The organism is Bradyrhizobium sp. WYCCWR 12699 (genome assembly GCF_032144035.1).
Lineage (GTDB): Bacteria > Pseudomonadota > Alphaproteobacteria > Rhizobiales > Xanthobacteraceae > Bradyrhizobium.
Genome location: NZ_JAVTJN010000033.1, coordinates 603,994 through 627,469 on the forward strand (window position 1 = coordinate 603,994; position 23,476 = coordinate 627,469).

The following is a 23,476-nucleotide window of genomic DNA, read 5'->3' on the forward strand; positions in this document are numbered from 1 at the left end:
GTTGAAATGCGAAATTTGCCTGGCGCGAATGCCGTTTTTATTCAGCGGTTCGTGGAGTCAGTCATGGCGACTTCCAAGAGGTCGGCTTTCTGCCTTTCCTGCATCACACTTTTCGCAAGCTTGCTCGCTATTGTCCCTGTGTCCGCCCAAGCGCAAGAGATCAAAGTTACGCTCTTAGGCACAGGATGCCCTCCACCTGTTATGAACCGGTTCGGCCCGAGCATCCTCGTCGAAGCGGGTGGGCAGAAGTTCATTTTCGACGCCGGCCGCGGTGCTCTTCAGCGGCTCACTCAGGTCAACGTGTTTTGGCATGATATCAACGGCGTGTTTCTTACCCACTTGCACTCGGATCACGTGGTTGGCTTTCCAGATCTGTGGCTGACCGGCTGGCTTTTTGGACGGCCTGGGCGGGATCGGCCATTGGAGGTGTGGGGACCAAGGGGGACGGTGCGCATGATGTCGTTTCTCGAGCAGGCGTTCGAATATGACATCCGGATTCGACTATACGACGACCGAGCGGCGCCAGACGGAGTGGTCATTCTCGCCAAGGACATCAGCGAGGGACTTGTCTATGAAAATAATGGCGTAAAGATCACCGCCTTCGAGGTAGACCACACGCCCGTGAAGCCGGCGTTTGGCTATCGCATCGATTATTCCGGTCGCTCGGTTGTCCTCTCCGGAGACACCCGTCTGTCTGAGAACCTCATCCGACATGCCCAAAATGTTGACCTGTTGATTCATGAAGTTGCTTCGCTCGAAACATTTCAGCGGATCGGAGTCCCGCCAGAACGAACCGCGAGCATAATCGCCCATCACACGACTCCAGAACAGGCGGGCGAGGTATTCGGGCGGACAAAGCCGAAACTCGCGGTCTATTCACACCTCGTGATGCCAAATGCAACCGAGCAAGATGTGATTCCACCGACGCGGAAGACTTACTCAGGTCCATTGGAACTCGGTGAAGATCTCATGGTAATCGAGGTGGGTGAGAAGGTTGAGGTCCGAAGACCCGCCAAGCCTTAATCCAGGTTGAATCCATCGGCGGACTTGATCGGTAGCCCGGACCAATTTTGCTGAGCCACACGAGTCTGGATTTGGCCCTAAGCTGACCTTCTCGCTCAGGTTATGAAGGTCAGCTTTTGACCCAGGCTTCCGCCAGGCTTTCGCTTCATTCAGGATTAAGCGGCCGAAGCCGCCGCTGGCCCGAACCAGCTCGTTAACGCCTCCTCGAGCCCGTGTTGGCTCTCGTCTCCCACCCAGGCCACGTGCCCGTCGGGCCGCACCAGCACGGCGCCAGGCGCTGCCACCTGCCCGATAACCGGAAGCTCCCACATCCCGTCGTAAGTCGCATCGACGACATCGACGCGATCCCGCCACGGCGCCGCGTCGACGCCGCCGCACTTGCCGAAATTGAGCAGCACGCCGCGCGCGCCGTGCAGCAGCGTGAACAGTCTTCGCTTGCGTCCTTCGACCACGAGATCGAGATCGGGCATGCGCCGGCCGAGCAGCTTGTGGCCTTCGCCGAGATCGTAGGCGATGTCGAGCCCGCTCATCATCGCGCCAAAGCGCCGGCGCGGCTCGTCCATGGCGAGCAGCTCACCGATCGCCTCGCGCGCGGCCTTGCGGCCGTCGTCGCCGCGGCGGAGCAGGGTGATCTGCGCCATGGTGTTCTTCAGCACGCGCGCGGCCACCGGATGGCGCTCGGCATGGTAGCTGTCGAGCAGGCCGGCGTGCGCGACGCCCTTGACCATCTGCGCCAGCTTCCAGCCGAGATTGACGGCGTCCTGCACACCGAGGTTGAGGCCCTGTCCGCCGACGGAGTGATGGATATGCGCGGCATCGCCGGCGAGCAGCACGCGGCCCTTGCGATAGCACGCGGCCTGCCGCGCCGCGTCGGTGAAGCGCGAGATCCACGCCGCATTGTGCACACCGAAGTCGGTGCCGTAGACGGCAATGAGCGCCTCGCTGAGATCGCGCAAGCTGGGCTGGCCGGTGCGATCGAGCGTCGCTTCGGTGACGACGACCAGCACGCGGCCGCTCTCGGCCGTGCTGAGGCCGTGAAAGCCGAGCGCGTCGTGACGCAGGCCGAACGCCGGTGGCTGCCGCATCTCGACCTCGGCCATGAGGTTGCTGAGCGTCGGATCGAAGCCGGGGAAGTCGATGCCGGCCGCCTTGCGCACCAGGCTGCGGCCGCCGTCGCAGCCGACCAGATATTTTGCGCGCAAGCGCGCGCCGCCGGACAGCGTCACGTCGATTCCGGCCTCATCTTCCGCGAAGCCCGTGACCTCGCGCTCACGATAGAAGCGGACGGCGAGCTCTTCGGCCCAATCGGCCAGGATGCGCTCGATGCGGGCCTGCCGCAGCTTGAGCCCGTAAGGGTGCCGCGTCGGGAGATCGCCGATGTCGAGCCGGGTCCAGGCAAAGCCGGCGAGCTGGAGGATCTCGCCTTCGCGCAGGAAGCGGTCCGCGATGCCGCGCTGATCGAGGATCTCGATGGTGCGGGCGTGCAAGCCGCCGGCGCGCGTCTCGACGATCGCCTGATCGGGGCGCCGCTCGACGATGGCGACATCGACACCGGCAAGCGCGAGCTCGGCGGCCAGCATCAGCCCGGTCGGGCCGCCGCCCGCGATGACGATTTCGTGCTCGAGCGTTGCCGGGTTCCCGATGCGGCTCGGTTGCGTGCCGCCGCGCGAACGGGAGATGGGAAGATGTGAAGGCATGTCGTGACCCCTCGACCTGGTGTTGGGTCGCGGGTTCTACGGCAGGGACGGGGGCTTGAAGCAAGCCCGTTGCGCACCACATATTGAGTTGGGAGGAGGGGCTTTCTCTTCCGCGATGCCTTCGTTGACACGTCGGGCAAAACACCGGCATATTGGCATCATCGAAGAGTTTGGTTCAGCCCGCGCGGAGCGATCCGCGGCGGGTTTTGTTTTGCCGGCCGAGCTTCAGCAGATGCCGGTGGTTCGCTGCATGACGTCGGCGAGTTCCTCGAACGAGAACGGTTTTCTGATCATCGGCAGGCCGCCGCGCCGCGGCTCGCGGCCTGAGAGCTGCAGGATCTTCAACTCCGGCTTGCGCCGCCGCGCGAGCTCGGCCAGCTCATGACCGTCCATGCCGGGCATGTTGATGTCGGTAATGAGAATGGAGATTTTCTGGTTTTGCCTGAGACGGTCGAGCGCGTCCGCGCCGCTGGGGGCGCTGATCACCTCGCAGCCGAGCTCTTCCAGCATGTCGACGACCACGTCGAGCACGGCGGGATCGTCGTCTACAACCAGGACGGTGTGGGTCATCGCACAAGGCGTTCCTTCTGACGGGGGAACAACGCGTCTGTCGCAGGGGAAGTTCCTGATGGCCTAGTCGTCCTTCGACAAATCGCCGGGCTTGGTGGGAAGCTCGATGGTGCCGCCGTCGCCGTGCACGAGGTCGCGGCCGCTGTCCGCAGGCTCACCGGCGTCTTCGATGATCGCCTCCTGCAGATCGCGCGCCTCGTCGAGGCGCGGCTTGTTATCGCTGCGCGGCCTGTTATCGCTGCGCGGCTTCTTATCGCTGCGCGGCTTGCCATCGCTGCGCGGGCCGGCACCTGCCATGTTGCGCGAGGTTTGCTGTGATGTCGCCTTGGATGTCATCGGCTGATCCTCCTGACGGCTAACTTTGGCCGCGCCGGTAAGTTCGTTTGACACGTCGGGCAAAACACCGGCATGATGACATCATCGAGACGAGTTTGTTTGACCCGCGCGGACATCATCCGCTGCGGGTTTTTTCGTCTCGATTTCAGAATCGGACGGTGGCCGCGCATCCGGCCACGCACTCGACGTCACGTTCATGGAGCGCCGATCGGCGCGCCGCCGTCCGAACCATTGCTGGCCGTGCACGCGCGAACGTGCCGGCCCGCGGCGCTGGGGCCGATGGCCCGCGCCGCTGCGGTCTCCGGAAGACACGGAGATAGGGTTCGCGCCCGAAACGATCGCGCCTCGCCTGGCGCGATCTGCCGCGCATTTTCTGCGCATGGAGGGATGATGACTGCCTATCTGATCTCGCTTGCGCTTACGAGCCGGACAAACTGATGGGCTATTGCGTGACGCTGTATTTCGCAAAGCTGCTGGTCTGGGACAAGGTCCTCGGTTTGGGCTCCACGGACGCGCTGGCGGGATTTGCGGCGATCACGGCCAATCTGGTCGTCTCCTTCTACTTCGCCAAGCGCGGCTTCGAGAATGTTGCGAGGATCATCAAGCGGTGAAGATTCTGGACGAAGAGATTCGGGCGATTGTCGCGCAGACACTGGCCGAGCAGCAAAGGGTTCAGCAGGAGAGCGTCGACGCGATCGTATTGAAAGCGGTGGCATCAGTCCTGGCCTCCTTCGGTATCGAAGACGATGACCGGAAAGAACTCAGAGCCGATTTTCAGCACCTGCGGCGCTGGCGAAAGAGCGTTGAACAGGCGCAAAGCTATACTTTCAAGGCTGTGATCACGGTCATCGCCACCGGTTTGATGGGGGCTGTCTGGCTCGGCGTCAAGGTCGTGCTGGGCAAGTGAGCCTTGATCGCCATGGAGTCGCAGGTCGCGCACTCGCGATGGCCCCTGCCAATAGGCTATCCCCATGTACAGAATTCGGATCGTCGACGCGGACGATGACGAGACTGCCGAAACCCTCGGCGATTTGCACCGGCTGACATTCTTCGATGGGGCGGTCGTGCCGCAGTTCGACTCGGGGGCGTGGTGGATCGCCTACCACGATGATGATGCAGTCGCCTTCGCTGGCGTCGTACCGTCCACGCATGCGCGGAATAGCGGGTATTTCTGCCGAGTCGGAGTCTTGCAGCGGCACTGGGGGCGGGGACTTCAACTCAGGCTGATGCGGGCTATCGAAGTGCGAGCGCGACGTCTCGGATGGGACAGTGTCGTCTCCGATACGACGGACAATCCGGTGTCTGCCAACAATTTCATCCACGCAGGGTATCGGCTTTACGAGCCCGAGGCGCCCTGGGCGTGGTCGCATACGCTTTATTGGCGAAAGTGGCTGCGCTGAACGATTGGAGCGGGTTTCCCGTCATGCGGAACGTGGCTCTCTCGAACCCGAATGGCTGCGAGACAGCGCGCAGCCTTCGTACGCCCGAAAATGTCCAACGGCCCGGCAGCTTGATCGCTGCCGGGCCGTTTTTTTGCGTTTCGGATGAAGGGAGCGAGACACTTGCGAAGTCGGCGGCGCCGGGCTTTAAGTTTGCTGTTGCAGGAAATTCGGCGGCCATAAGCCGATGTAAGGAGCGCCATCGATGCCCACCAAGCCTCAATTGCCGGAACGTTCCTCGCGAGGGACGGGAGGGCCGACTGCGCTCGATGGTCTTCTGGTCATCGATTTCACCCGTGTCGTTGCCGGGCCGGCCTGCACGCAGACGCTCGCCGATTTTGGCGCGCATGTCATCAAGATCGAGAATCCCGACGGCGGCGACGACACGCGCGCCTATGAGCACGCCGAGATCGGCGGAGAGAGCGCCGCCTATCTCAGCCTGAACCGCAACAAGCGCGGCATAGCGCTCGACCTTTCCGTGCCGGAAGCCCGCGAGATCGCATTGGATCTGATCCGCAAGGCGGACGTGGTCGTGGAGAATTTCTCAAGCGGGGTCATGAAGAAGTTCGGGCTCGACTATGAGGCCGTCGCATCACTCAATCCAAGGCTGGTCTATTGCTCGATCTCCGCCTACGGGCGCTCTGGACCGTTTGCCTCGCGCCCCGGATTCGATCCCATCACGCAGGCGGAGAGCGGCTTCATGTCGCTCAACGGATTTGCCGACGGCCCGGCGGTTCGAACCGGCCCGCCCATCGTGGACATGGCGACGGGAATGTCTGCCTGTAACGCCATCCTATTGGCGCTGTTCGCGCGGGACCGGCTCGGCCGCGGGCAACATGTCGAAGTCGCTCTGTTCGACATCGCAATGGGGATGACCGGCTTCTACGGTATGGCCTATCTCATCAACGGCGAAAACCCCGGCCGGTTCGGCAATTCGCCGAGTGGGTCTCCGACCGTCGGCGTTTACGAAGCCTCTGACGGGCCACTCTACATGGCTTGCGCCAACGACAGGCTCTATCGCCGGCTCGTGGTCGAGGTGTTCAACCGTCCAGATCTCATCTCCGAGCCGCAGTTTGCAACGCGCAAGGCCCGGTCCGAGAACAAGGAGCTGTTGCGCGCGGCCATCGCGGAGGTCTTTGCCAGCGATACTCTCGAGAACTGGATGGCGAAGATGAAGCAGGCCAATATTCCGGTCGGCTATCTCCGGACGGTCGAAGAGGGGTTCAACGCCCCCGAGGCTCGCGAGCGCCAGCGCTTGAACCGGATTGCGCATCCGACGGCGGAATGGGTGCCCAACATCGAGTCGCCGATCACCATGAGCCTGACCGGCGCAGTCGATCCCGTCGCGGCCCCGCTGCTGGGCGAGCATACCGAGGACGTCTTGCGTAATATTCTCGGTTATGACCAGCGTCGGATCACGGAATTCACCCGGAAGGCAGTCTTTGGCGCGAGCAAACCTTCGACGGGCTAGGCCCGCGCGGTCAGTCCCCATAGCACGAAGCTCCGCGGCTTGCGGACCGATGCCTGGCCGCATTGGCTTGATTTGACGAAGGGGTGGCCGCATAAATACGTAAAGTGAGGGACACGAATGGCGCCTGGTCGAAAGCCGAGCATGGGTCAGCCCACCGGGGCGGAAGCCGGCGAACGCGCCCATGCGGACATGATTGCGAAGGCTTGGGCTCTCGTTCCGCGACTACGCGAGCGGGCTGCGCGGACGGAGGAGCTGCGGCACCTCCCGCCAGAGACCGAACGGGATCTCCACGATGCCGGATTGTTTCGAATGCTCCAACCGGCACGGATCGGGGGGGCCGAGCTCGATTATGTCGCACTCGTCGACTGTGCCGAGTTGCTCGGACAAGCGGATGCGTCGGTCGCCTGGAATCTTGCCAATCTGGCGAGCCATCACTGGATGCTCGGCATGTTCGAGCAGAAGGCGCAGGAGCTGGTCTGGAGCCGTGATCCGGACGTGCTGATCGCATCCTCGTTCATTTTTCCCGCCGGACGCGCGACGAAAGTCGAGGGCGGATACCAGCTGCGCGGCAGCTGGCCCTTCTCCTCCGGCGTTGCCTCGTGTGAATGGAATATGCTTGCAAGCGTGGTCTACTCTGACGACGAGGCGGATGGCATCGAGTATCGCATCTTCCTGTTGCCCAAAGGCGACTACACCGTGTTGGACACCTGGAATGTCGCGGGACTGCGGGGGACGGGGTCTTGCGACGTGGAGGTAAGGGACGCCTTCGTGGCGGACCATATGACGGTCGCTGTCGGCGATCTCGCCGGTGGCCCGACACCGGGAAGCAAGATCAATCCAAATCCGCTCTATGCGCTCCCCGTCTTCTCGCTGTTCCCGTACGTCCTCTCCGGTGTCGCGCTGGGAAACGCGCAGGCATGCCTCGACGATTATACCGAGGTCGCACGTCATCGTATTTCAACCTATAACCGTGCCAAATTGAGTGACTTTCAAAGCACCCAGATCAAGATCGCGGAGGCCTCGGCGAAGATCGACGCCGCACGCCTGATCATGCGGTCGGCGTGCCTCGATGCCATGGAGAACGCGCGGCGCGGGCACACGCCCGACATGGCGACGAAGACCCGATATCGGCGTGATGGATCTTTTTCGGTGAACCTTTGCACGGACGCGGTCTCGATGCTGTTTGCCGCGAGCGGCGCGCGCGGCCTGTTCACGACCGGCGTGTTGCAGCGGCAATTCCGCGATGCTCACGCGATCAACTCGCATCTCGCCTTCAATTTCGATGCGGCCGGGACCAATTATGGACGCGTGGCGCTGGGCCTGCCGTCCGAGAATCTCACGCTGTGAGGCCGGCTGATGAATGATCTGCCGAAGCAGCCGGCCAGCCCCGATCCCGCCAATGAGTTCGCGAGCGACAGCTCGTCGATCGATCCGCGCGACTTTCGCAACGCGCTGGGAACCTATGCAACGGGCGTAACGATCATCACCGCCGCGGCGCCTGACGGCAAGCCCTACGGCCTGACCTGCAATTCGTTCGCTTCCGTTTCGCTCAATCCTCCGCTGGTGCTGTGGAGCCTCGTCGTCTATTCATCGAGCCTCACCATTTTCCAGAACGCCAGCCATTTCACCGTCAACGTGCTTGGCGCTTCGCAGCAGGCTCTCGCGAGCAAGTTCGCCAAATCCTCGGACGACAAGTTTACCGGTGTAGACTGGACGCCGGGGCTCGGCAACGCGCCGGTGCTTGCCGAGAGCGTCGCCAACTTTCAATGCCGCTCCGTGAACCGCTATTATGGCGGCGACCACGTGATCTTTCTCGGCGCGGTCGAGGCCTATACCTACAACACGACGGAGCCGCTGCTCTTCGCGCGGGGGGCGTTCGGAAGATTTCTCGCGGACGACGAGCGCAAGAAGTCATCCTAGCATGCGTCGGGTCGCGCTCGACTGCTTAGCGGTCTGTTGCTGAAAGCTTGTAAATCTCCAGCGCGTCCGCTTCCGCGCCGCGCGCGGCCTTGGCCAGCCGGAAAAGCTGTCCCGCAAGCGAAGCCATCGGCACCGGCGTCGACGTCGCCTGTGCCACGTCGGCGACCGTATCGAGATCCTTGAGCATCGTGGCAATGTGCCCCAGCGGTGGCGAGTGAATGCCTTGAACCATCCGCGGCACGAAGAGCTTCAGCGGAATGGAGTCCGCAAAGCCGCCGGCAAGCGCTTCGGGCAGGCGATTGGCATCAATCCCGGCGTTGACGGCGAAGCGCGTGGCCTCCGCCAGCACGGCCATCGCGCAACCAACGATCACCTGATTGCACAGCTTGGTGGTTTGGCCGGCGCCGGTCGGGCCCATGTGGGTGAGCCTGCGCGCCATGGCGAGCACGTAAGGGCGTACCCGCTCGATATCGTCCGCCTGTCCGCCGGCCATGATCGCAAGCGAGCCTTCCTCGGCACCCTTCGTCCCGCCGGACACCGGTGCATCGATCCAGCCGGCGCCATTGGCGTCTTTCAGGCGCTTGGCGAGATCGCGGGCGGCATCGGGGTGTATCGATGAAAAGTCAACGACGAGCTTGCCGGCGCCGGGCGCCGCTGCCAGCCCTTCCAGTCCGAAGATCACCTCTTCAACCGCTGCTGCGTCCGTCACGCACATGAAGACGATATCGGAGTTCACCAGGAGATCGCGAGGTGTGACTGCGCGCTTGGCGCCGGCTTCGAGGAGCGGCGCCACCTTGCCCTCCGAGCGGTTCCAGACGGTCACCTGATAACCGGCCCCGAGCAGGCGCCGGGCCATCGGCGTTCCCATCAGCCCCAGGCCGAGATAGCCGAGTCTCTCGGCGCCTTGCGGGTTTGCCTTGCTCGCATCAGCCATAGGTTGCCTCCCTCTGTCGCAGTGCGACGCCGCTTTACCATACATGGCGCATCGGGCGGCAAAACCGCTTGGTTCGCATGGCTTGCCTGAATGTTTGAACCATGAAACATTTGAGGCGATCGGGTTGGGTGGCGCCCGTCGGCGCCGGAGCAGCGGAGTGGGCACGATGCGAACCGTTTCGAAGTGGATCCTGGCTTTGGGGACAGCGGCCGCCGTGAGTGCGGGGGCAAGCCCATTATGGGCGCAGCAGACGATCCGCGTCGGCTGGACGATTCCGGCCGAGGAATCCAAGTACTGGATGATGCGCCGCCCGGCCGAATTTCCCAATCTCGGCAAGGCCTACAACATCGAATGGACCCAATTCCAGGGCACCGCGCCGATGACGCAGGCTCTGGCCGCCGGCGCGCTGGACTGCGCGACGCAGGCGCCACTGTCGCTCTCCAACGGTGTGGTGGGCGGCAATCTCAAAGCCTACATCGTCGCGCAGCACGTGTTCGAGAAGCCCGGTGGTTTCTCGGTCTATTGGGCCGTCAAGGATGACTCGCCCATCAAGACAATCGCCGACCTCAAGGGCAAGACGGTCGGCATTTCCGTGATCGGCGGCGGCACGCAAGGTCCGTTCAATCTGCTCCTGAAGCAGAATGGCGTCGATCCCGCCAAGGACATCAAGCTGGTCGAGGTCGGTTTCGCGGTCTCCGAGGATGCGCTGCGACAGGGCCGCGTCGATGCAGTCAACATGAACCAGCCGTTTGCCGCACGCGCGGAAGCGAAGGGTGGCACGAGAAAGCTGTTCTCACTGTCGGAGGCCATGCCGAACATCGTGCACATCCTGGAAGCCTGCCGGGCCGATTTCGTCGACAAGAACCCTGAAGTGGTCAAGGCCTATGTCCGCGATATCACCTCGGGCATGAAGAAGGCACTGGCGAACCGCGAAGAGACCCTCAAGGTCGTCAATGAAGTGCTGAAGGCGCCTATTCCCGTGCTCGAGACGTACCTGCTCAAGGACAATGATTTCGGCCGTGATCCAGGCGCGGCGCCGAATTTCCCAGCGATCCAGAAGATGCTGGATATCTACGCGGAGACCGGAATGCTGCCGAAACTGGATGTCGCGCAGTTCAAGCATCCGACGATCGTCGCTCCGCTGGAGTAGGCGGGCGAACCATCCGAATAAGAAGGTCGTGAGGCACTAAGAAGTTGCGCGCATGAAGAAGTTGCGATCACGGGTGACGACGGACGGCCTCGACCGGGCGCCGCATCGGGCCTTCATGCGCGCCATGGGTCTCGACGACGCTGCGATTGCCAAGCCGATGGTGGGCGTCGTCAGCATGAAGGGCGAGGAGACGCCCTGCAACATGACCCACGACTTCCAGGTTGCGGCGGCGAAAATCGGCATCGAGGAAGCCGGTGGCACGCCGCGCGAGTTCTCGACCGTGTCGGTCTCTGACGGCATCAGCATGAACCACGAGGGGATGAAGTTCTCGCTGTTTTCGCGCGAACTGATCGCCGACTCCATCGAGGCTGTCGTCCATGGTCTGGCCTATGATGCCTTGATCGGATACGGCGGATGCGACAAGACGCTTCCCGGCGTCATGATGGGCATGGTTCGCTGCAACGTGCCGTCCATCTTCATCTACGGCGGCAGCTCGCTGCCGGGGCGCATAGAGGGGCGTACGCTGACGGTGCTCGACTCCTATGAAGCTGTCGGCAGCTTCATGACCGGCGAGATCGACGGCGCCACGCTCGAGCGGATCGAGCGGGCCTGCCTGCCCACGATCGGCGCGTGCGCCGGCCAGTTCACCGCGAACACCATGGGCATGGTCTCGGAAGCGATGGGGCTGACCATTCCCAACGTCTCGATGGTACCGGGCGTCTATGCCGAGCGTGCGCAGATCTCGCGGCGGGCGGGGCGCCTCATCATGCAGATGCTGGAGCGCGGCGGGCCTTTGCCGCGTGACATCGTGACGCGGAAGTCGCTCGAGAATGGCGCGGCGATCGTCGCGGCGACGGGCGGCTCGACCAACGCCGCGCTGCATCTGCCGGCGATCGCGAACGAGGCCGGTATTGCCTTCACCATCGATGACGTCGGTGAGGTCTTTGCCAGGACGCCGCTGATCGGAAACCTGCGCCCCGGGGGCAAATACACGGCAAAGGATGTCTATGACATCGGCGGCGCCGCCGTGGTGATCCTCGAACTGATCCAGAGCGGACACATCGATGGTAGCTGCATCACCATCACAGGGCGTACGCTTGCCGAAGAATACGGCGCGGCGAACGCGCCGGACGGCGAGGTGGTTTACGCGTCCCGTGCCCCGATCATGCCCGATGGCGGCGTGGCAGTGCTGAAGGGTAATCTCTGCCCGGACGGCGCGGTGATCAAGGTTGCGGGCCTGAAGAGCCAGTTCTTCGAAGGCGTGGCGCGCGTGTTCGAGGATGAGGAAGCCTGCGTCAAAGCGGTTCGCGATCGCAGTTACGCGGCGGGTGAGGTTCTCGTGATCCGCAATGAGGGGCCGGTCGGCGGTCCCGGCATGCGTGAGATGCTCGGCGTCACCGCGCTGATCTACGGGCAGGGCATGGGCGAAAAGGTGGCGCTGATCACCGATGGCCGGTTCTCCGGCGCCACCCGTGGCATGTGCATCGGCTACGTGGCTCCCGAAGCCTTTGTCGGCGGGCCGCTGGCGCTCGTTCGCGATGGGGACAGGATCCGGATCGATGCCGCAAACCGGCGGATGGATGTCCTGCTCGATGAGCAGGAACTCGCCGCACGGCGACGCGACTGGAAGCCGCGTCCGCCGCGTCACCGCGCGGGCGCTCTTGCAAAATATGCGCGGCTGGTTGGGCAGGCGCCAGGCGGAGCCGTGACGCACGAAGGTCCCGCAGAATGGCCGTGGTTCGAATGACGCGCCGCACGGGTGCGAAAACGGCCGCCGCTCTGGCAGGTTTCTTGCTAAGCTCGTGTCTCAGAGTAAGGCGAGCGACGGAATGACGGCAGTGCTGGCGAGATCAAGCGAACGGGTGAGCCCGGTGACATCGGAAAGGCCGGCATCTGCAATCATCGAGATCGACTGCGTCTCGCAGGTCTTTCAGACCTCGGCGCGCAAAGACCACGTTGCGCTTTCGGATATCTCGCTGACGATTGAGGAGGGCGCTTTCGTCTCCATCCTTGGTCCGTCGGGCTGCGGCAAGTCGACCCTGCTTTATATCGTCGGCGGCTTTGTCAGCCCGACCCGCGGCGCGGCGAAGATGAAGGGACGGGCTATCACAAGCCCCGGTCCGGATCGTGGCCCGGTGTTCCAGGAGTTTGCGCTGTTTCCCTGGAAGACCGTGCTTGGCAATGTCATGTATGGCCCGCGCCAGCAGGGCGTTCGCGCCACCGAGGCTGAGGCACAGAGCCGGGCGTTGATCGAGATGGTCGGCCTCAAGGGTTACGAAAACTTCTATCCTAAGGAGTTGTCGGGCGGCATGAAGCAGCGCGTGGCGCTGGCGCGGACGCTTGCCTATCATCCCGAAGTCCTGCTGATGGATGAGCCGTTCGGAGCGCTTGACGCGCACACGAGGACGCGCCTGCAGAACGACCTTCTCAACATCTGGGAACGCGACCGCAAGACGGTGCTGTTCGTTACCCATTCGGTCGACGAAGCGGTCTTCCTGTCCGACAAGGTCGTGATGATGTCGAAATCTCCCGGGCGCATCCGCGAGGTCATCGACATCGATCTGCCGCGGCCGCGCCGCCGCAGCGAGCTGTTGCTCGACCCGCGCTATCAGAAATATGTCGTCGATATCGAGCGCATGTTCGATGAAAGCGATGAAATCGGGCCTGCGTCATGATTTCGCCGGCCGCTTTCACCAGACGCGCCGCTCCGGTGCTGGCCTGCATCGGGCTGCTCGCGGTGTGGCAGGTGGCCTCGCTCGCGCTAAAGAACGACAGTTTTCCGACGGCCATCGAGGCGATCTGGGCCATTCCGGATATTCTCGGTGACAGGGAATCCCTGATCAACATCCTGGCTTCGCTTCGCCGCATGGCGTTCGGATTTGGCGTGGCCGTGCTGGTTTCGATTCCGCTGGGCCTGCTGATGGGACGCAGCCGAAGCGTTGCGGCCTTCTTCAATCCGCTCCTGATGGTGATTTACCCCGTGCCGAAGGCCGCCTTGATGCCGATCATCATGCTGTGGCTGGGCGTCGGTGACATCACCAAGACATTGGTGATCTTTCTCGGCGTCAGCCTTCCCGTGATCTATCACAGTTTTGAGGGCGCCAAGGCGGTCGAAGAGAAGATGCTGTGGTCAGGTGCCGCGATGGGGCTGTCACCGGCGCAGCGCCTGGTGCGGATCGTGCTGCCCGCGGCGCTGCCGGAAATCCTCACCGGCTGCCGTACGGGACTTGTGCTGGCGCTGATCACGATGATCACCAGCGAGATGATCGCCCGTCAGTCCGGCGCCGGCAACATCCTGTTCAATGCACTCGACATGGGTCAATACGACACCGTGTTCGCGATGATCATCATCGTGGGCGCAATGGGCATTTGTTTCGATGCGATTTTCGAGAAGGTTCGGGCCCGGCTTGTGCGTTGGTCCGAGCCTCAGTTCGATTTGCCGCTGAGCTTCTCGTGATGGCACGCTTTTTGTCCCCGAACATCCTCCTTGGAATCGCCCCGATCGTCCTGATCGTCGCCCTTTGGCAAGGGTTGGTGTCATTCGGCTTTGCGCCGGCGGTCTTGTTGCCGCCGCCGGGCTTCGTCTTCGGCCGGTTGCTCCAGCAGCTCGCGACGTGGACGTTCCAGCAGGAGATTGTGGCAACCCTCATTCGGCTGTTTGCCGGCTTTGCGATCGCAGTCGTACTCGGCGTCAGTGTCGGCATTGCGGCCGCCGCCAGTCCCGCGATCAATGCCGTGGTCCGGCCGATCGTACGCGTCCTGGCCCCATTGCCCAAGGTCGCGCTGTATCCGGCACTCCTGCTCTTGCTTGGATTTGGCCATGGGTCGAAGATCAGCTTGGTGACCGCAGACGCGCTCTTTCCCATTCTGCTTTCGACCTATTACGGTGCGTCGACCGTCGAGCAGAAATTGATCTGGTCGGCCATGGCGGCGGGGACGCGGCGTACCGAAATCCTGTTCAAGGTCGTACTGCCGGCGGCGATGCCATCGATCCTGACTGGATGCCGGATCGGACTTGTCATTTCGTGCATCGTGGTGTTCTTGGCCGAGATGATCACGTCGACGGACGGATTGGGACACGCGCTCGTGACTGCGGCCCGAACCTTTCAGGCCGTCGACATGTTCGTGCCGCTGATCACGATCTCGCTGTTGGGATTGATCCTGAACGCCCTGCTGGGCGCGCTGCGGTCGTACCTCTTGCGCGGCTTCCCAGAAGCGTGATCCGACCGAAAAAGAAACAAGACCGGGAGTGAGCCATGTTGGCAGATCGCATCGAGGCAAAATGGATCGACGCATTTTGCGAGATTTTCGAACGATGCGCCGTTAGGGCTGGCGATACCGCTGCAATTCTCTCAGAGACCCAGTCGCGTGCGCTGAATGTGCACCTGGCGGAACTCGCACTGCTGCGCATGGGCGCGCGGCCGTTCCACGTGGTGATGCCGACGCCGCGTAACCGGAATATCGTCCCGGTTCGTTCCACCGGCGCCAGCGAGGCGATCCAGAAGCTCGGTCCGGTCATCAGTGCGCTGCAACAGGCGGGCTTTGTGGTGGATTGCACCATCGAAGGACTGATGCATGCGGTAGAGACGCCGGAGATCCTCAAGGCCGGCGCGCGCATCCTGGTGATCTCCAACGAGCATCCCGAGGCGCTGGAACGGATGGTGCCGGATTCCGCGCTAGAGAAGCGCGTTCGGGCCGCGGCGAAGATGCTGCGTGGGACCAAGCGGATGCGGGTGACCTCGAAGGCCGGCACGGCGCTCGACGTCGATATGGTCGGTGCCTCCACCGTCGGCGTATGGGGCTGGACCGACAAGCCCGGTACGCTGGCACATTGGCCCGGCGGCATTGTCGTCAGCTTTCCCAAGAGTGGGACCATCAACGGCACGCTGGTGATGGCGCCAGGCGACATCAATCTCACGTTCAAGCGCTATCTGGCGTCGGCAGTGAAGATGACGTTGAAGGACGACTATGTCGTCGAGCTGGAAGGCGAGGGGACGGATGCCGCGATGATGCGCGCCTACCTTGCCGCCTGGGGCGACCGCGAGGCCTATGCGGTCTCGCATGTCGGCTTCGGCATGAATCCTGGCGCGCGCTACGAAGCGCTGTCGATGTACGACCAGCGCGACACCAACGGGACGGAGATCCGTGCAGTCTCCGGCAATTTCCTGTTCTCGACCGGCGCGAACGAATTCGCCGGCCGCTACACGGCGGGGCATTTCGATCTGCCGATGATGGGAACGACGATCGAGCTCGATGGCGTTGCCGCGGTCCGGGAGGGCGTGCTCCAGGATATTTTCGGCTAGTTGCGGTCAAGCACCGGCGGGCGGGCCAGCTCGAAGTGGCGGAGCAGGTCGACCATGGCCTGGAGCCGCTTGACGCGGTAGGCATCGACGTCCATCCCGGAATAATCGAGAAAGCCTGCGCCCGTGCGCAGGCCGATCCGTCCCTCATGCATGTTGCGTGAAATGACGTCCGGCGCGCGATAGCGGTCGCTGCCGAGTGCGCCTTCGAGATAGCGGCTTGCGTAATAGAGGATGTCGCCGCCGCCCCAGTCGATGAATTCGAGCAGGCCGAGCACGGCGTAGCGGAAGCCGAAGCCGTAGCGGATCGCCTTGTCGATCTCCTCCGCGCTGGCGACACCTTCCTCGACCATGCGTGCGGCCTCGTTCATCGCCAGCGCCTGGATGCGCGGAACGATGAAGCCGGGCGTTGCGGCGCAGACCACCGGCACCTTGCCGATGCCTTCGAGCAGAGCCTTGACCTCGTCGACGATGGCGGGATCGGTGGCTTTCCCGGGCGAAACCTCGACAAGCGGGATCAGATAGGCCGGATTGAGCCAGTGCACGTTGAGGAAGCGGCGGGGGTTCACGATCGCGCCGGAGAGATCGTCGACGAGGATGGTCGACGTCGTCGATGCGATGATGGCGTCAGGGCTGACCTGCTTCGAAGCCGCCCCCAGCACCTCGCGCTTGAGCTCGACGACTTCGGGAACCCCTTCGAAGACCATGCCGGCTTCTGCCAATGCTGCACCGCTCTCGCTCGCTGACACCACCGTCACGCGCGCGATCAGCGGATCGACATCTGCGTCGGTCAGCAGCCCCAGCTTCGACAGGCTGGCGAATGTCTTCCTGACCTCGCCGAGCGCGTCCGCTTCCAACTTGGCAAAGTCCTCCGTGGAGCGAGCCTTGACGTCGATCATCGTGATCCTGTGACCGGCATAGGCGAACGCGACGGCGATGCCGCGGCCCATGCGGCCAGCGCCGAGACAAGCGATATTGGCGCGATGGGTCATCGGTCAGAATCCATTGCGAAGCAGCGTCTGCAATTCAGCTTTGCCGAGATTGTCGAGCCCCAGCGTCTTGAGGGTCCGGCCGCCCTGCGAAAAATCCTCGCCGCAGACTGCGCCGCCGATCGATAAAAACGCCTTGGCCAATGGGGTGGCCACGGCAGCCAGGCCGGCGACGGACACCAACAGCGACAACCCAAGACGCAAATCCTCCTGCATGTAGCGGTGCTCGGTCAGCACGATTCTTTCGCGCCAGTCGCCGGAATCGGTCAGACGGTCATGCGAGCCGCGGCCGTACATCCAGATCTCGCCCTCCCTGGCGTAATGATGAGCGAGCGGAAAATGCGGCGCGCCATAGCCGAGCGCTTCGCGCACGGCGATCCGCTCGGCGTCGAGCGCGTCCGTGACCCGCCGGATCGCCGCTTGCGTGCCTTCCTTGTGGATGTCCCAGCGCTCGAAATGCTCGATCGGGCCGGCGTTCATCACGATCAGCGGCGGATGGATGATCGGGCCGGCATTCATCAGTGCGCCGGACAACGCGTCTCCGCACGGCTCGATCGCATCGGGGAAAGCCCGCCCGATCACTTCGAGCGCCTGCGGCGCCTGGTCGAGCGGGAACACGCCGACCGGCAGCCGCTTGGCGCGGATGGTGATGGCGACCTCGAACGGTCCGTGCTTGCGGGTCAGCCAGGGCAGGGTACCGGTTTCGGCAAAGCTTGCCTTTGCATGGTTGCCCGCATCCCGCGCCGCCTGGGCGAAGATCATCGAGCCGAATGTCGCCGGCGGCAAGAAGACGACCTGACCATCCCGCAGATGCGGGGCGAGCAGGCGAGCGATATCTGCTTGCGCGAAGGCGGGAGCCGGACACACGATCAGCTCAGTACCGTCGACGGCCTCGGCCATATCGTTCGTGACCAGCGCGAGCTTCACGTCGTGGCGGCCGTTGTGATCCTTCACCAAGATGCCCGAGCCGGCCGCACGATGTGCCGCGACCTGTGCGGCATCGCGGCGCCAAAGCCGCACCTCATGCCCGGACAGCGCAAAATCGCCCGCGGCCGCGAAGGAGCCGTTTCCCCCACCCAGAACTGCGATCTTCAAGATGCTTCTCCTTGCGCGCGTGACTGCGCATCGAGTTGCTTCAGCAGGAAATGCTGGACCTTGCCCAGCGCCGTGCGCGGCATGTCGGTGACGAAAACGATGTCGCGCGGCACCTTGTAACGGGCGAGCTGCGCCTGGACGTGCGTTCTGAGCTCATCCGCGTCGAGCCGGCAGCCGGATTTGCGGATCACATAAGCAACGGGGACCTCGTCCCAGCGCGGATCGGGCCGTCCGATCACGGCGCATTCGCTGACATCGGGGTGTTCGAGCAGGACGCGCTCGACCTCGGCCGGGTAGACGTTTTCTCCGCCCGAAATGATCATGTTCTTCTTGCGGTCGCGCACCCAGAAATGGCCGTCGGCATCGCACAGGCCGATATCGCCGGTGCGATACCAGCCGTCGTGCAATGCGTCACGCGTGGCGGTCTCGTTGCCCCAATATTCGAAGAACACGTTGGGGCCACGCACCGCGATCTCGCCCGGTGTGCCCGCGGGTACTTCGCTGCCGGAATGATCGACCACCCTGGCTTCGCAGCACAGGCCGGCAAGGCCGGTCGATCCCGGACGCGACAGATCGCCCCCGAGCCGCGTGTAGATGGCGATCGGGCAGGTCTCCGTCGAGCCGTAGACCTGGAGCACTGGGACATCTCGTGCGACGAAACGCTCGATCAGGTGCGGCGGCACGATGGTCGATCCGGTGGCGACGGCTTTGAGTGATGAAAGATCAGTGGCTGCCCAGGCCGGATGCTCGCTGACGGCCTGGATGATCGCGGGCACCATTACGGTGAGCGTCGGCCGCTCTTGTTCGATGGTCGCAAGCGCGGTATCCGGCGTGAAGCGCGCGTGCACCGTAACGGTCGCGCCCAGCTGCAGCGCGGGCGTGGTCTGGATGTTGAGACCGCCGACGTGGAAGAAGGGCAGCACGGTCAGCACATGATCGTCCGACGTCATGTTGTGCATGTGTTGGCTCATGACGCCGTTCCAGAACAGCGCCTCCTGGCGGAGCACCGCGCCCTTCGGCCGTCCAGTCGTCCCCGATGTGTAGACGATCAGCAGAGGACATGAGAGATCCGTGTGCGGGTTTCGGCTGGTGCCGTCACTGCGCGTCAGCAGTCCTTCAAACGTCGTGCCGCGAGGCGGCGCAAAGTCGAGGCCGACGACGGCTGTCCCCGGCGCAAGCTCGGAGAGCACGCCCTCGAAGGCGCGTTCGAGCACCAGCACCTTGGCGCCGGCGTCGGTGAGAATGAAGACTTGCTCCGCGACGGCGAGCCGCCAGTTCAGCGGCACCAGCATCGCCCCCATCCGCGCGCAGGCGTAGAGCAGAACCAGATAATCCGGCCGGTTCTGGCTGAGGATCCCCACGCGGTCGCCGCGGCCGACGCCGAGTTCCTGCTTCAACGCCGTTGCGGTCCGCTCGATGCGCGCGGCGAACGCCGCATAGCTCAGCCGTTCGCCCTCGAAGACAATGGCCGTCTTGTCTGGCGAGAACGCCGCGTTGCGATCGATCAGACTGCAGAGATCCACCGTCAGTCGTCCGTCTCGCCGGCCTCGTACAGCGCCTCGCGCCCGATCCGGTCGAGGCAGAGCTCGGCGGTCCAAGGCAGCATCAGCGAGCCGCAGCGGCTGTCGCGATAGATCCGCTCGAGCGGCAGCGAGCGGAGCATGGCCTGGCCGCCGCAGGTTCGGATCGCGAGCGCGGCGAGCTCATTGGCGCCCTCCATCACCGAATATTGCGCGGCATAGGCCCGTAACACCTGTTCCTTGCTCGGATTGGCGCAGGCCTCGGTGACGGCCTGGAACCAGATCGCCTTGATCTGCTCGAGCTTGATCTGCATCTGCGCGACCGCGATCTGCTTGGTCGGATACATCCGGCGCTTGACCGGCGGCATGCCGGGCACCTCGCCGCGCAGATAACGCACGGTGAAATCATAGGCGGCTTGCGCCAAGCCCATATAGGTTGGCGACAGAGTCAGAAACATGTGCGGCCAGCGCATCGCGGCCTGGAAGTAGACGCCGCGCGGCATCAGCGCGGAATCCTCCGGGACGAACACATCCTTGAACAGCAGCGTGCGAGAAACCGTCCCGCGCATGCCGAGCGGATCCCAGTCGCCGACGACCGAGACGCCTTCCGATTTGGCCGATATCGCGAGGTAAAGCGTGTTGCGGCGAGACGCCTTCTCACCTTCCTCAATCTCGGTGCAGAGCACGCCGTAATAGTCGGCGTGGCCCGAGAGAGACGCAAAAATCTTCTTGCCGTTGACGATCCAGCCGCCCGCGACTGGCTTCGCCTCGGTGCCGAACGCGACGCCGCCCGCGGCCGCCGCGCCGCCTTCCGAGAAAGGCTGCGAATAGATCGCTCCATCCTCGACGATGCGCTTGTAATGGATCGCGCGCCGTCTTTCGTGCTCGGCGCGGGTGTCCGCATCCATGTCGAGATCGTCGGCGAGTGGGCCCGACCAGAGGGTCGAGCAGACGTGCATGTTCCAGGTCAGTGCAGTCGCGCCGCAATAGCGGCCGATCTCGGCGGCTGCGAGCGCGTAAGTCTGGTAGTTTGCGCCGAGTCCGCCATGCTTCTTGGGAACGGCAATGCCGAGCAGGCCGACGCGGTGCAAATCGCGATAGTTCTCTGACGGAAAGATTGCCTCGCGATCGTAGGTGGCAGCGCGATCGGCGAACACGGTCTGCCCGATCTCTCTTGCACGGGCAATGATGCCGGCCTGCTCGTCGCTGAGGCGGAAAGCCACGGGATCGAAGATCGGGGCGTCCAGCGCGACCTTGCCGGTCGTGCCGATCGTCTTGCTGACTTGCATGGTCATCGCGCAGTCACCTTACGCTTTGGTCGTGACGGAATTCAGGAAGCGGCCGAGCGCCTCGTCGAAGGCATCAGGACGCTCGAGATTGGCGAGATGGCCGACGCCGGCGAGCTCGACATATTCGGCCCCCGGGATGTAGGTCGCCGTCTTTGTCATCATCGGCGCGGGCGCGTTGTTGTCTCTGGATCCTGACAGCAACAATGTCGGAACCGAGATATCCTTCAGCGCGCCGCGCTCGTCAAAGCCTATAAGAGCGAGCATCATGGCGCGATAGCTTGCCTCCGGCACGCTTGCCATGCACTCGCGCGCGAGCTCCATCCCTCGGGGATCCGGATCATCGCCGACGAGTTCCTTGACCAGCGAAGGCGCCAGCGAGGTCATCGTCTCGCCGCGGTCGAGCGGGCCGAGCCGCGCTGCGATGAACGATTTTTGCCAGTCGCCATCGGCCTTACCGAAAGCGGGGCTGGTCTGCGCCAGCACAACCGCGCGTGCCAATTTCGGGGATTGTGTCAGCCATTTCTGGACGATCATGCCGCCGATGGAGTGACCGACGAGAATGGGTCTGGTTGCACCGAGTTGCTCGATGAATTGTTGGAGCGCCTCCGCCAGGGCAGTGATGCTGACGCTGGCCAGCGGCGCCGATCCGCCATAGCCCGGCATGTCCCATGCGATTGCGCGGAAGCGGCTGCCGAAGGTGGCAAGCTGCCACCGCCAGGCGCGTGCCGCGCCGCCGATGCCATGCAGGAAGATCAGAGGGATGGCGCCCGGGTCGCCGGCGGCTTCATAGGCGAAACGTCCGTCCTTTGTCATCATCGGCACAGGCTGCGACACGCGACATCCTTTTGCTTAGGCTTCGATGCTAACAGGCCTTTCGGGGATGGGAAGCGATAATTTTATACTTAAAGCAATTTTCGGGCCGCCTTCGTGTCGTGGCATTCGCGAGCGGAAGGCGGCATTCATTGCAAAAATTTGAAGGTTAAAATATATCGGAGGAACGATTACCAGGATCCGAGGGAGCCCGCGCATGTCCGGATTGCCGCACTCGCCGCACGCGCTGGTGACCGGTGGCGGTCGCGGCATCGGCCGCGCCATCGCGGCGGCTCTCGTCGGCGCCGGCGCCACCGTGACGATCGTCGGCCGGAACGCCGCGGTCCTCGACGACGCCGTCAATGCAGGCGCTGCACATTTTGCGGCTGTCGCCGACGTCGCGGACGAGACCACCCTGCAAGCCGCCATCGCCGAGGCGCACGCGCGCAAGCCGATCGATATCCTGATCGCCAATGCTGGCAGCGCCGAATCCGCGCCATTCGTGAAATCGGACAGCGCCCTATTCGCACGCATGATGGACATCAATTTCATGGGCGTGGTCCGTGCGATCCACGGCGTGCTGCCGGGGATGAAGGATCGTCCCTATGGCCGCATCGTCGTGATTGCGTCGACGGCGGGGCTCAAAGGCTATGCCTATGTCAGCGCGTATACGGCGGCTAAGCACGCAGCCGTTGGTCTGGTTCGTTCACTTGCCCTCGAGCTGGCGGGCAGCAACGTGACCGTGAATGCGGTGTGCCCAGGGTTCACCGACACGGATCTCGTCGCCGGCAGCATCGACAACATCATGAAGAAGACGGGACGGAGCCGCGAGCAGGCGATCGCCGAGCTTGCCAAGCACAATCCGCAAGGACGGCTGATCGCGCCTCAAGAGGTGGCGGACGCCGTGCTTTGGCTGTGCGGCAAGGGCGCGGGCGCGATCACCGGGCAGGCGATCGCAGTTGCAGGCGGCGAAATCTAGCGCGCGAACAAACACCTGAGGAGATCGCATGAGCAGACCAGCCAATCCCGTCACCGTGCCGCTCGCGGATTACTCGCCGCAGCACTTCCTTTTGGCCGTAGTCGACGGCGTTGCGACGGTCACGCTCAATCGGCCCGAACGGAAGAATCCGCTGACATTCGAGAGCTATCGGGAATTGACCGATTTCTTCCGCGCCTGCGCGTTTGACGACGAGGTCAAGTCCATCGTCGTCACCGGCGCCGGTGGTAATTTCTCGTCCGGCGGGGATGTATTCGAGATCATCGGCCCGCTGGTGAAGATGGATACCAAGGGGCTGACCGCTTTCACCCGCATGACCGGCGACCTCGTCAAGGCGATGCGGGCCTGCCCGCAGCCGATCGTGGCCGCCGTCGAGGGCATCTGTGCCGGCGCCGGGGCGATCGTGGCCATGGCCTCCGACATGCGCCTCGTGGCGAGCGGCGCCAAGGTCGCGTTCCTGTTCAACAAGGTCGGCTTGGCCGGTTGCGACATGGGCGCTTGTGCGATCCTGCCGCGGATCATCGGACAGTCCCGCGCCTCCGAGCTGCTCTACACCGGCCGCTTCATGACCGCGGAGGAGGGCGAGCGCTGGGGCTTTTTCAGCCGTATCGTCACCCCCGAGCAGGTGCTGCCCCAGGCGCAGCTGCTGGCCAAGCAGATCGCGGAAGGGCCGACCTTCGCCAACACCATGACCAAGCGGATGCTGGCCATGGAATGGGCGATGTCGGTGGAGGAGGCGATCGAAGCGGAGGCTGTTGCCCAGGCCCTGTGCATGACCACGGCTGATTTCGAGCGCGCCTTCGAGGCCTTCGCCAACAAGGTCAAGCCGGTCTTCAGGGGCGATTAAGCCGGCTTTTCGTCTGGCCTCGCCTGCAACGGGGACTTGCGCGAAATTATTTTAGGCTTAAAATAGTTTTCGTGGCCGGTTGAATTGGC

Annotated in this window: 23 protein-coding genes and 1 pseudogene; 15 read left to right on the plus strand and 9 right to left on the minus strand. The window is 63.5% G+C overall.

The genetic code is table 11. From position 1 onward, the window contains the following. The first annotated feature begins 63 nt into the window (after positions 1-63). Positions 64-1,023, plus strand: coding sequence for an MBL fold metallo-hydrolase (locus RPS27_RS23090; RefSeq protein WP_212067432.1), 960 nt, complete (start codon positions 64-66; stop codon positions 1,021-1,023). Between the two features lie 155 nt (positions 1,024-1,178). Here the strand turns inward: RPS27_RS23090 and RPS27_RS23095 are convergent, their stop codons facing one another. From RPS27_RS23095 to RPS27_RS23105, 3 genes are all read right to left on the minus strand, one after another. Further along, positions 1,179-2,720: an FAD-dependent monooxygenase gene (locus tag RPS27_RS23095; protein ID WP_313754496.1), complete on the minus strand. Its 1,542-nt coding sequence runs from the start codon at positions 2,718-2,720 to the stop codon at positions 1,179-1,181. 225 nt (positions 2,721-2,945) lie between these two features. Then, positions 2,946-3,290, minus strand: a complete 345-nt coding sequence (locus RPS27_RS23100; RefSeq protein WP_313754497.1) for a response regulator — start codon at positions 3,288-3,290, stop codon at positions 2,946-2,948. A 63-nt stretch (positions 3,291-3,353) separates the two neighbouring features. After that, positions 3,354-3,680, minus strand: a complete 327-nt coding sequence (locus RPS27_RS23105; RefSeq protein WP_409517565.1) for a hypothetical protein — start codon at positions 3,678-3,680, stop codon at positions 3,354-3,356. A gap of 362 nt (positions 3,681-4,042) precedes the next feature. Between RPS27_RS23105 and RPS27_RS23110 the strand changes: the two are divergent. The 6 genes and pseudogenes from RPS27_RS23110 to RPS27_RS23135 all read left to right on the plus strand — a co-directional run. Continuing rightward, positions 4,043-4,237 (plus strand): annotated as a pseudogene (locus RPS27_RS23110) (hypothetical protein); the annotation flags it as partial. After that, positions 4,234-4,533, plus strand: a complete 300-nt coding sequence (locus RPS27_RS23115; RefSeq protein WP_259214771.1) for a hypothetical protein — start codon at positions 4,234-4,236, stop codon at positions 4,531-4,533. The pseudogene RPS27_RS23110 and the gene RPS27_RS23115, both read left to right, overlap by 4 nt. 64 nt (positions 4,534-4,597) lie before the next feature. Next, positions 4,598-5,026 (plus strand): GNAT family N-acetyltransferase, encoded by a 429-nt coding sequence (locus RPS27_RS23120; protein WP_313754499.1) that lies wholly within the window; start codon positions 4,598-4,600, stop codon positions 5,024-5,026. 244 nt (positions 5,027-5,270) lie between these two features. Continuing rightward, positions 5,271-6,536, plus strand: a complete 1,266-nt coding sequence (locus tag RPS27_RS23125; RefSeq protein WP_313754500.1) for a CoA transferase — start codon at positions 5,271-5,273, stop codon at positions 6,534-6,536. A 141-nt stretch (positions 6,537-6,677) separates the two neighbouring features. After that, positions 6,678-7,883 (plus strand): acyl-CoA dehydrogenase family protein, encoded by a 1,206-nt coding sequence (locus tag RPS27_RS23130; RefSeq protein WP_409517559.1) that lies wholly within the window; start codon positions 6,678-6,680, stop codon positions 7,881-7,883. Between the two features lie 9 nt (positions 7,884-7,892). Then, the gene (locus RPS27_RS23135; protein ID WP_313754502.1) at positions 7,893-8,456 is read left to right on the plus strand and encodes a flavin reductase family protein; all 564 of its coding nucleotides are present in this window, start codon (positions 7,893-7,895) and stop codon (positions 8,454-8,456) included. A 25-nt stretch (positions 8,457-8,481) separates the two neighbouring features. Here RPS27_RS23135 and RPS27_RS23140 read toward each other — a convergent pair whose 3' ends face one another. Further along, positions 8,482-9,390 (minus strand): NAD(P)-dependent oxidoreductase, encoded by a 909-nt coding sequence (locus tag RPS27_RS23140; protein ID WP_313754503.1) that lies wholly within the window; start codon positions 9,388-9,390, stop codon positions 8,482-8,484. A gap of 166 nt (positions 9,391-9,556) precedes the next feature. On the opposite strand from RPS27_RS23140, the gene RPS27_RS23145 reads away from it, so the two are divergent. The 6 genes from RPS27_RS23145 (at position 9,557) to RPS27_RS23170 (ending at position 15,843) form a co-directional block, all read left to right on the plus strand. Further along, the gene (locus tag RPS27_RS23145; RefSeq protein ID WP_211419894.1) at positions 9,557-10,540 is read left to right on the plus strand and encodes an ABC transporter substrate-binding protein; all 984 of its coding nucleotides are present in this window, start codon (positions 9,557-9,559) and stop codon (positions 10,538-10,540) included. A gap of 52 nt (positions 10,541-10,592) precedes the next feature. Further along, complete coding sequence (gene ilvD, locus RPS27_RS23150; RefSeq protein WP_313754504.1) at positions 10,593-12,287, plus strand: dihydroxy-acid dehydratase; 1,695 nt, start codon at positions 10,593-10,595, stop codon at positions 12,285-12,287. Positions 12,288-12,369: 82 nt separating this feature from the next. Beyond that, on the plus strand, positions 12,370-13,215 hold the full coding sequence (locus RPS27_RS23155; RefSeq protein ID WP_313754505.1) for an ABC transporter ATP-binding protein: 846 nt from the start codon (positions 12,370-12,372) through the stop codon (positions 13,213-13,215). Beyond that, positions 13,212-13,997 (plus strand): ABC transporter permease, encoded by a 786-nt coding sequence (locus RPS27_RS23160; protein WP_313754506.1) that lies wholly within the window; start codon positions 13,212-13,214, stop codon positions 13,995-13,997. Before RPS27_RS23155 ends, RPS27_RS23160 begins: the two co-directional genes overlap by 4 nt. Continuing rightward, entirely contained in the window at positions 13,997-14,761 is a 765-nt protein-coding gene (locus tag RPS27_RS23165; RefSeq protein WP_313754507.1) for an ABC transporter permease subunit, read from the plus strand. The genes RPS27_RS23160 and RPS27_RS23165 overlap by 1 nt, the downstream gene beginning before the upstream one ends. 35 nt (positions 14,762-14,796) lie before the next feature. Continuing rightward, positions 14,797-15,843: a peptidase M29 gene (locus RPS27_RS23170; RefSeq protein WP_313754508.1), complete on the plus strand. Its 1,047-nt coding sequence runs from the start codon at positions 14,797-14,799 to the stop codon at positions 15,841-15,843. On the opposite strand, the gene RPS27_RS23175 is transcribed toward RPS27_RS23170, so the two are convergent. The 5 genes from RPS27_RS23175 to RPS27_RS23195 are packed head-to-tail and all read right to left on the minus strand — an operon-like array spanning position 15,840 to position 21,567. Beyond that, a complete protein-coding gene (locus RPS27_RS23175) occupies positions 15,840-16,832 on the minus strand; it encodes a 3-hydroxybutyryl-CoA dehydrogenase (protein ID WP_313754509.1) in 993 nt (330 codons plus the stop codon). The genes RPS27_RS23170 and RPS27_RS23175 overlap by 4 nt on opposite strands. Before the next feature lie 3 nt (positions 16,833-16,835). Further along, positions 16,836-17,924, minus strand: a complete 1,089-nt coding sequence (locus RPS27_RS23180; protein WP_313754510.1) for an NAD/NADP octopine/nopaline dehydrogenase family protein — start codon at positions 17,922-17,924, stop codon at positions 16,836-16,838. Next, positions 17,921-19,447, minus strand: coding sequence for a long-chain fatty acid--CoA ligase (locus tag RPS27_RS23185; protein ID WP_313754511.1), 1,527 nt, complete (start codon positions 19,445-19,447; stop codon positions 17,921-17,923). Before RPS27_RS23185 ends, RPS27_RS23180 begins: the two co-directional genes overlap by 4 nt. Positions 19,448-19,449: 2 nt before the next feature. Further along, positions 19,450-20,739 (minus strand): acyl-CoA dehydrogenase family protein, encoded by a 1,290-nt coding sequence (locus RPS27_RS23190; protein WP_313754512.1) that lies wholly within the window; start codon positions 20,737-20,739, stop codon positions 19,450-19,452. 12 nt (positions 20,740-20,751) lie between these two features. After that, positions 20,752-21,567, minus strand: a complete 816-nt coding sequence (locus tag RPS27_RS23195) for an alpha/beta fold hydrolase (RefSeq protein ID WP_313754513.1) — start codon at positions 21,565-21,567, stop codon at positions 20,752-20,754. A gap of 193 nt (positions 21,568-21,760) precedes the next feature. Here RPS27_RS23195 and RPS27_RS23200 point away from each other — a divergent pair, with 193 nt between their 5' ends. Both RPS27_RS23200 and RPS27_RS23205 read left to right on the plus strand, forming a co-directional pair. Further along, the gene (locus RPS27_RS23200) at positions 21,761-22,522 is read left to right on the plus strand and encodes an SDR family oxidoreductase (RefSeq protein WP_313754514.1); all 762 of its coding nucleotides are present in this window, start codon (positions 21,761-21,763) and stop codon (positions 22,520-22,522) included. Between the two features lie 28 nt (positions 22,523-22,550). Beyond that, the gene (locus RPS27_RS23205) at positions 22,551-23,387 is read left to right on the plus strand and encodes an enoyl-CoA hydratase family protein (RefSeq protein ID WP_194403462.1); all 837 of its coding nucleotides are present in this window, start codon (positions 22,551-22,553) and stop codon (positions 23,385-23,387) included. The last annotated feature ends 89 nt before the right edge of the window (positions 23,388-23,476 follow it).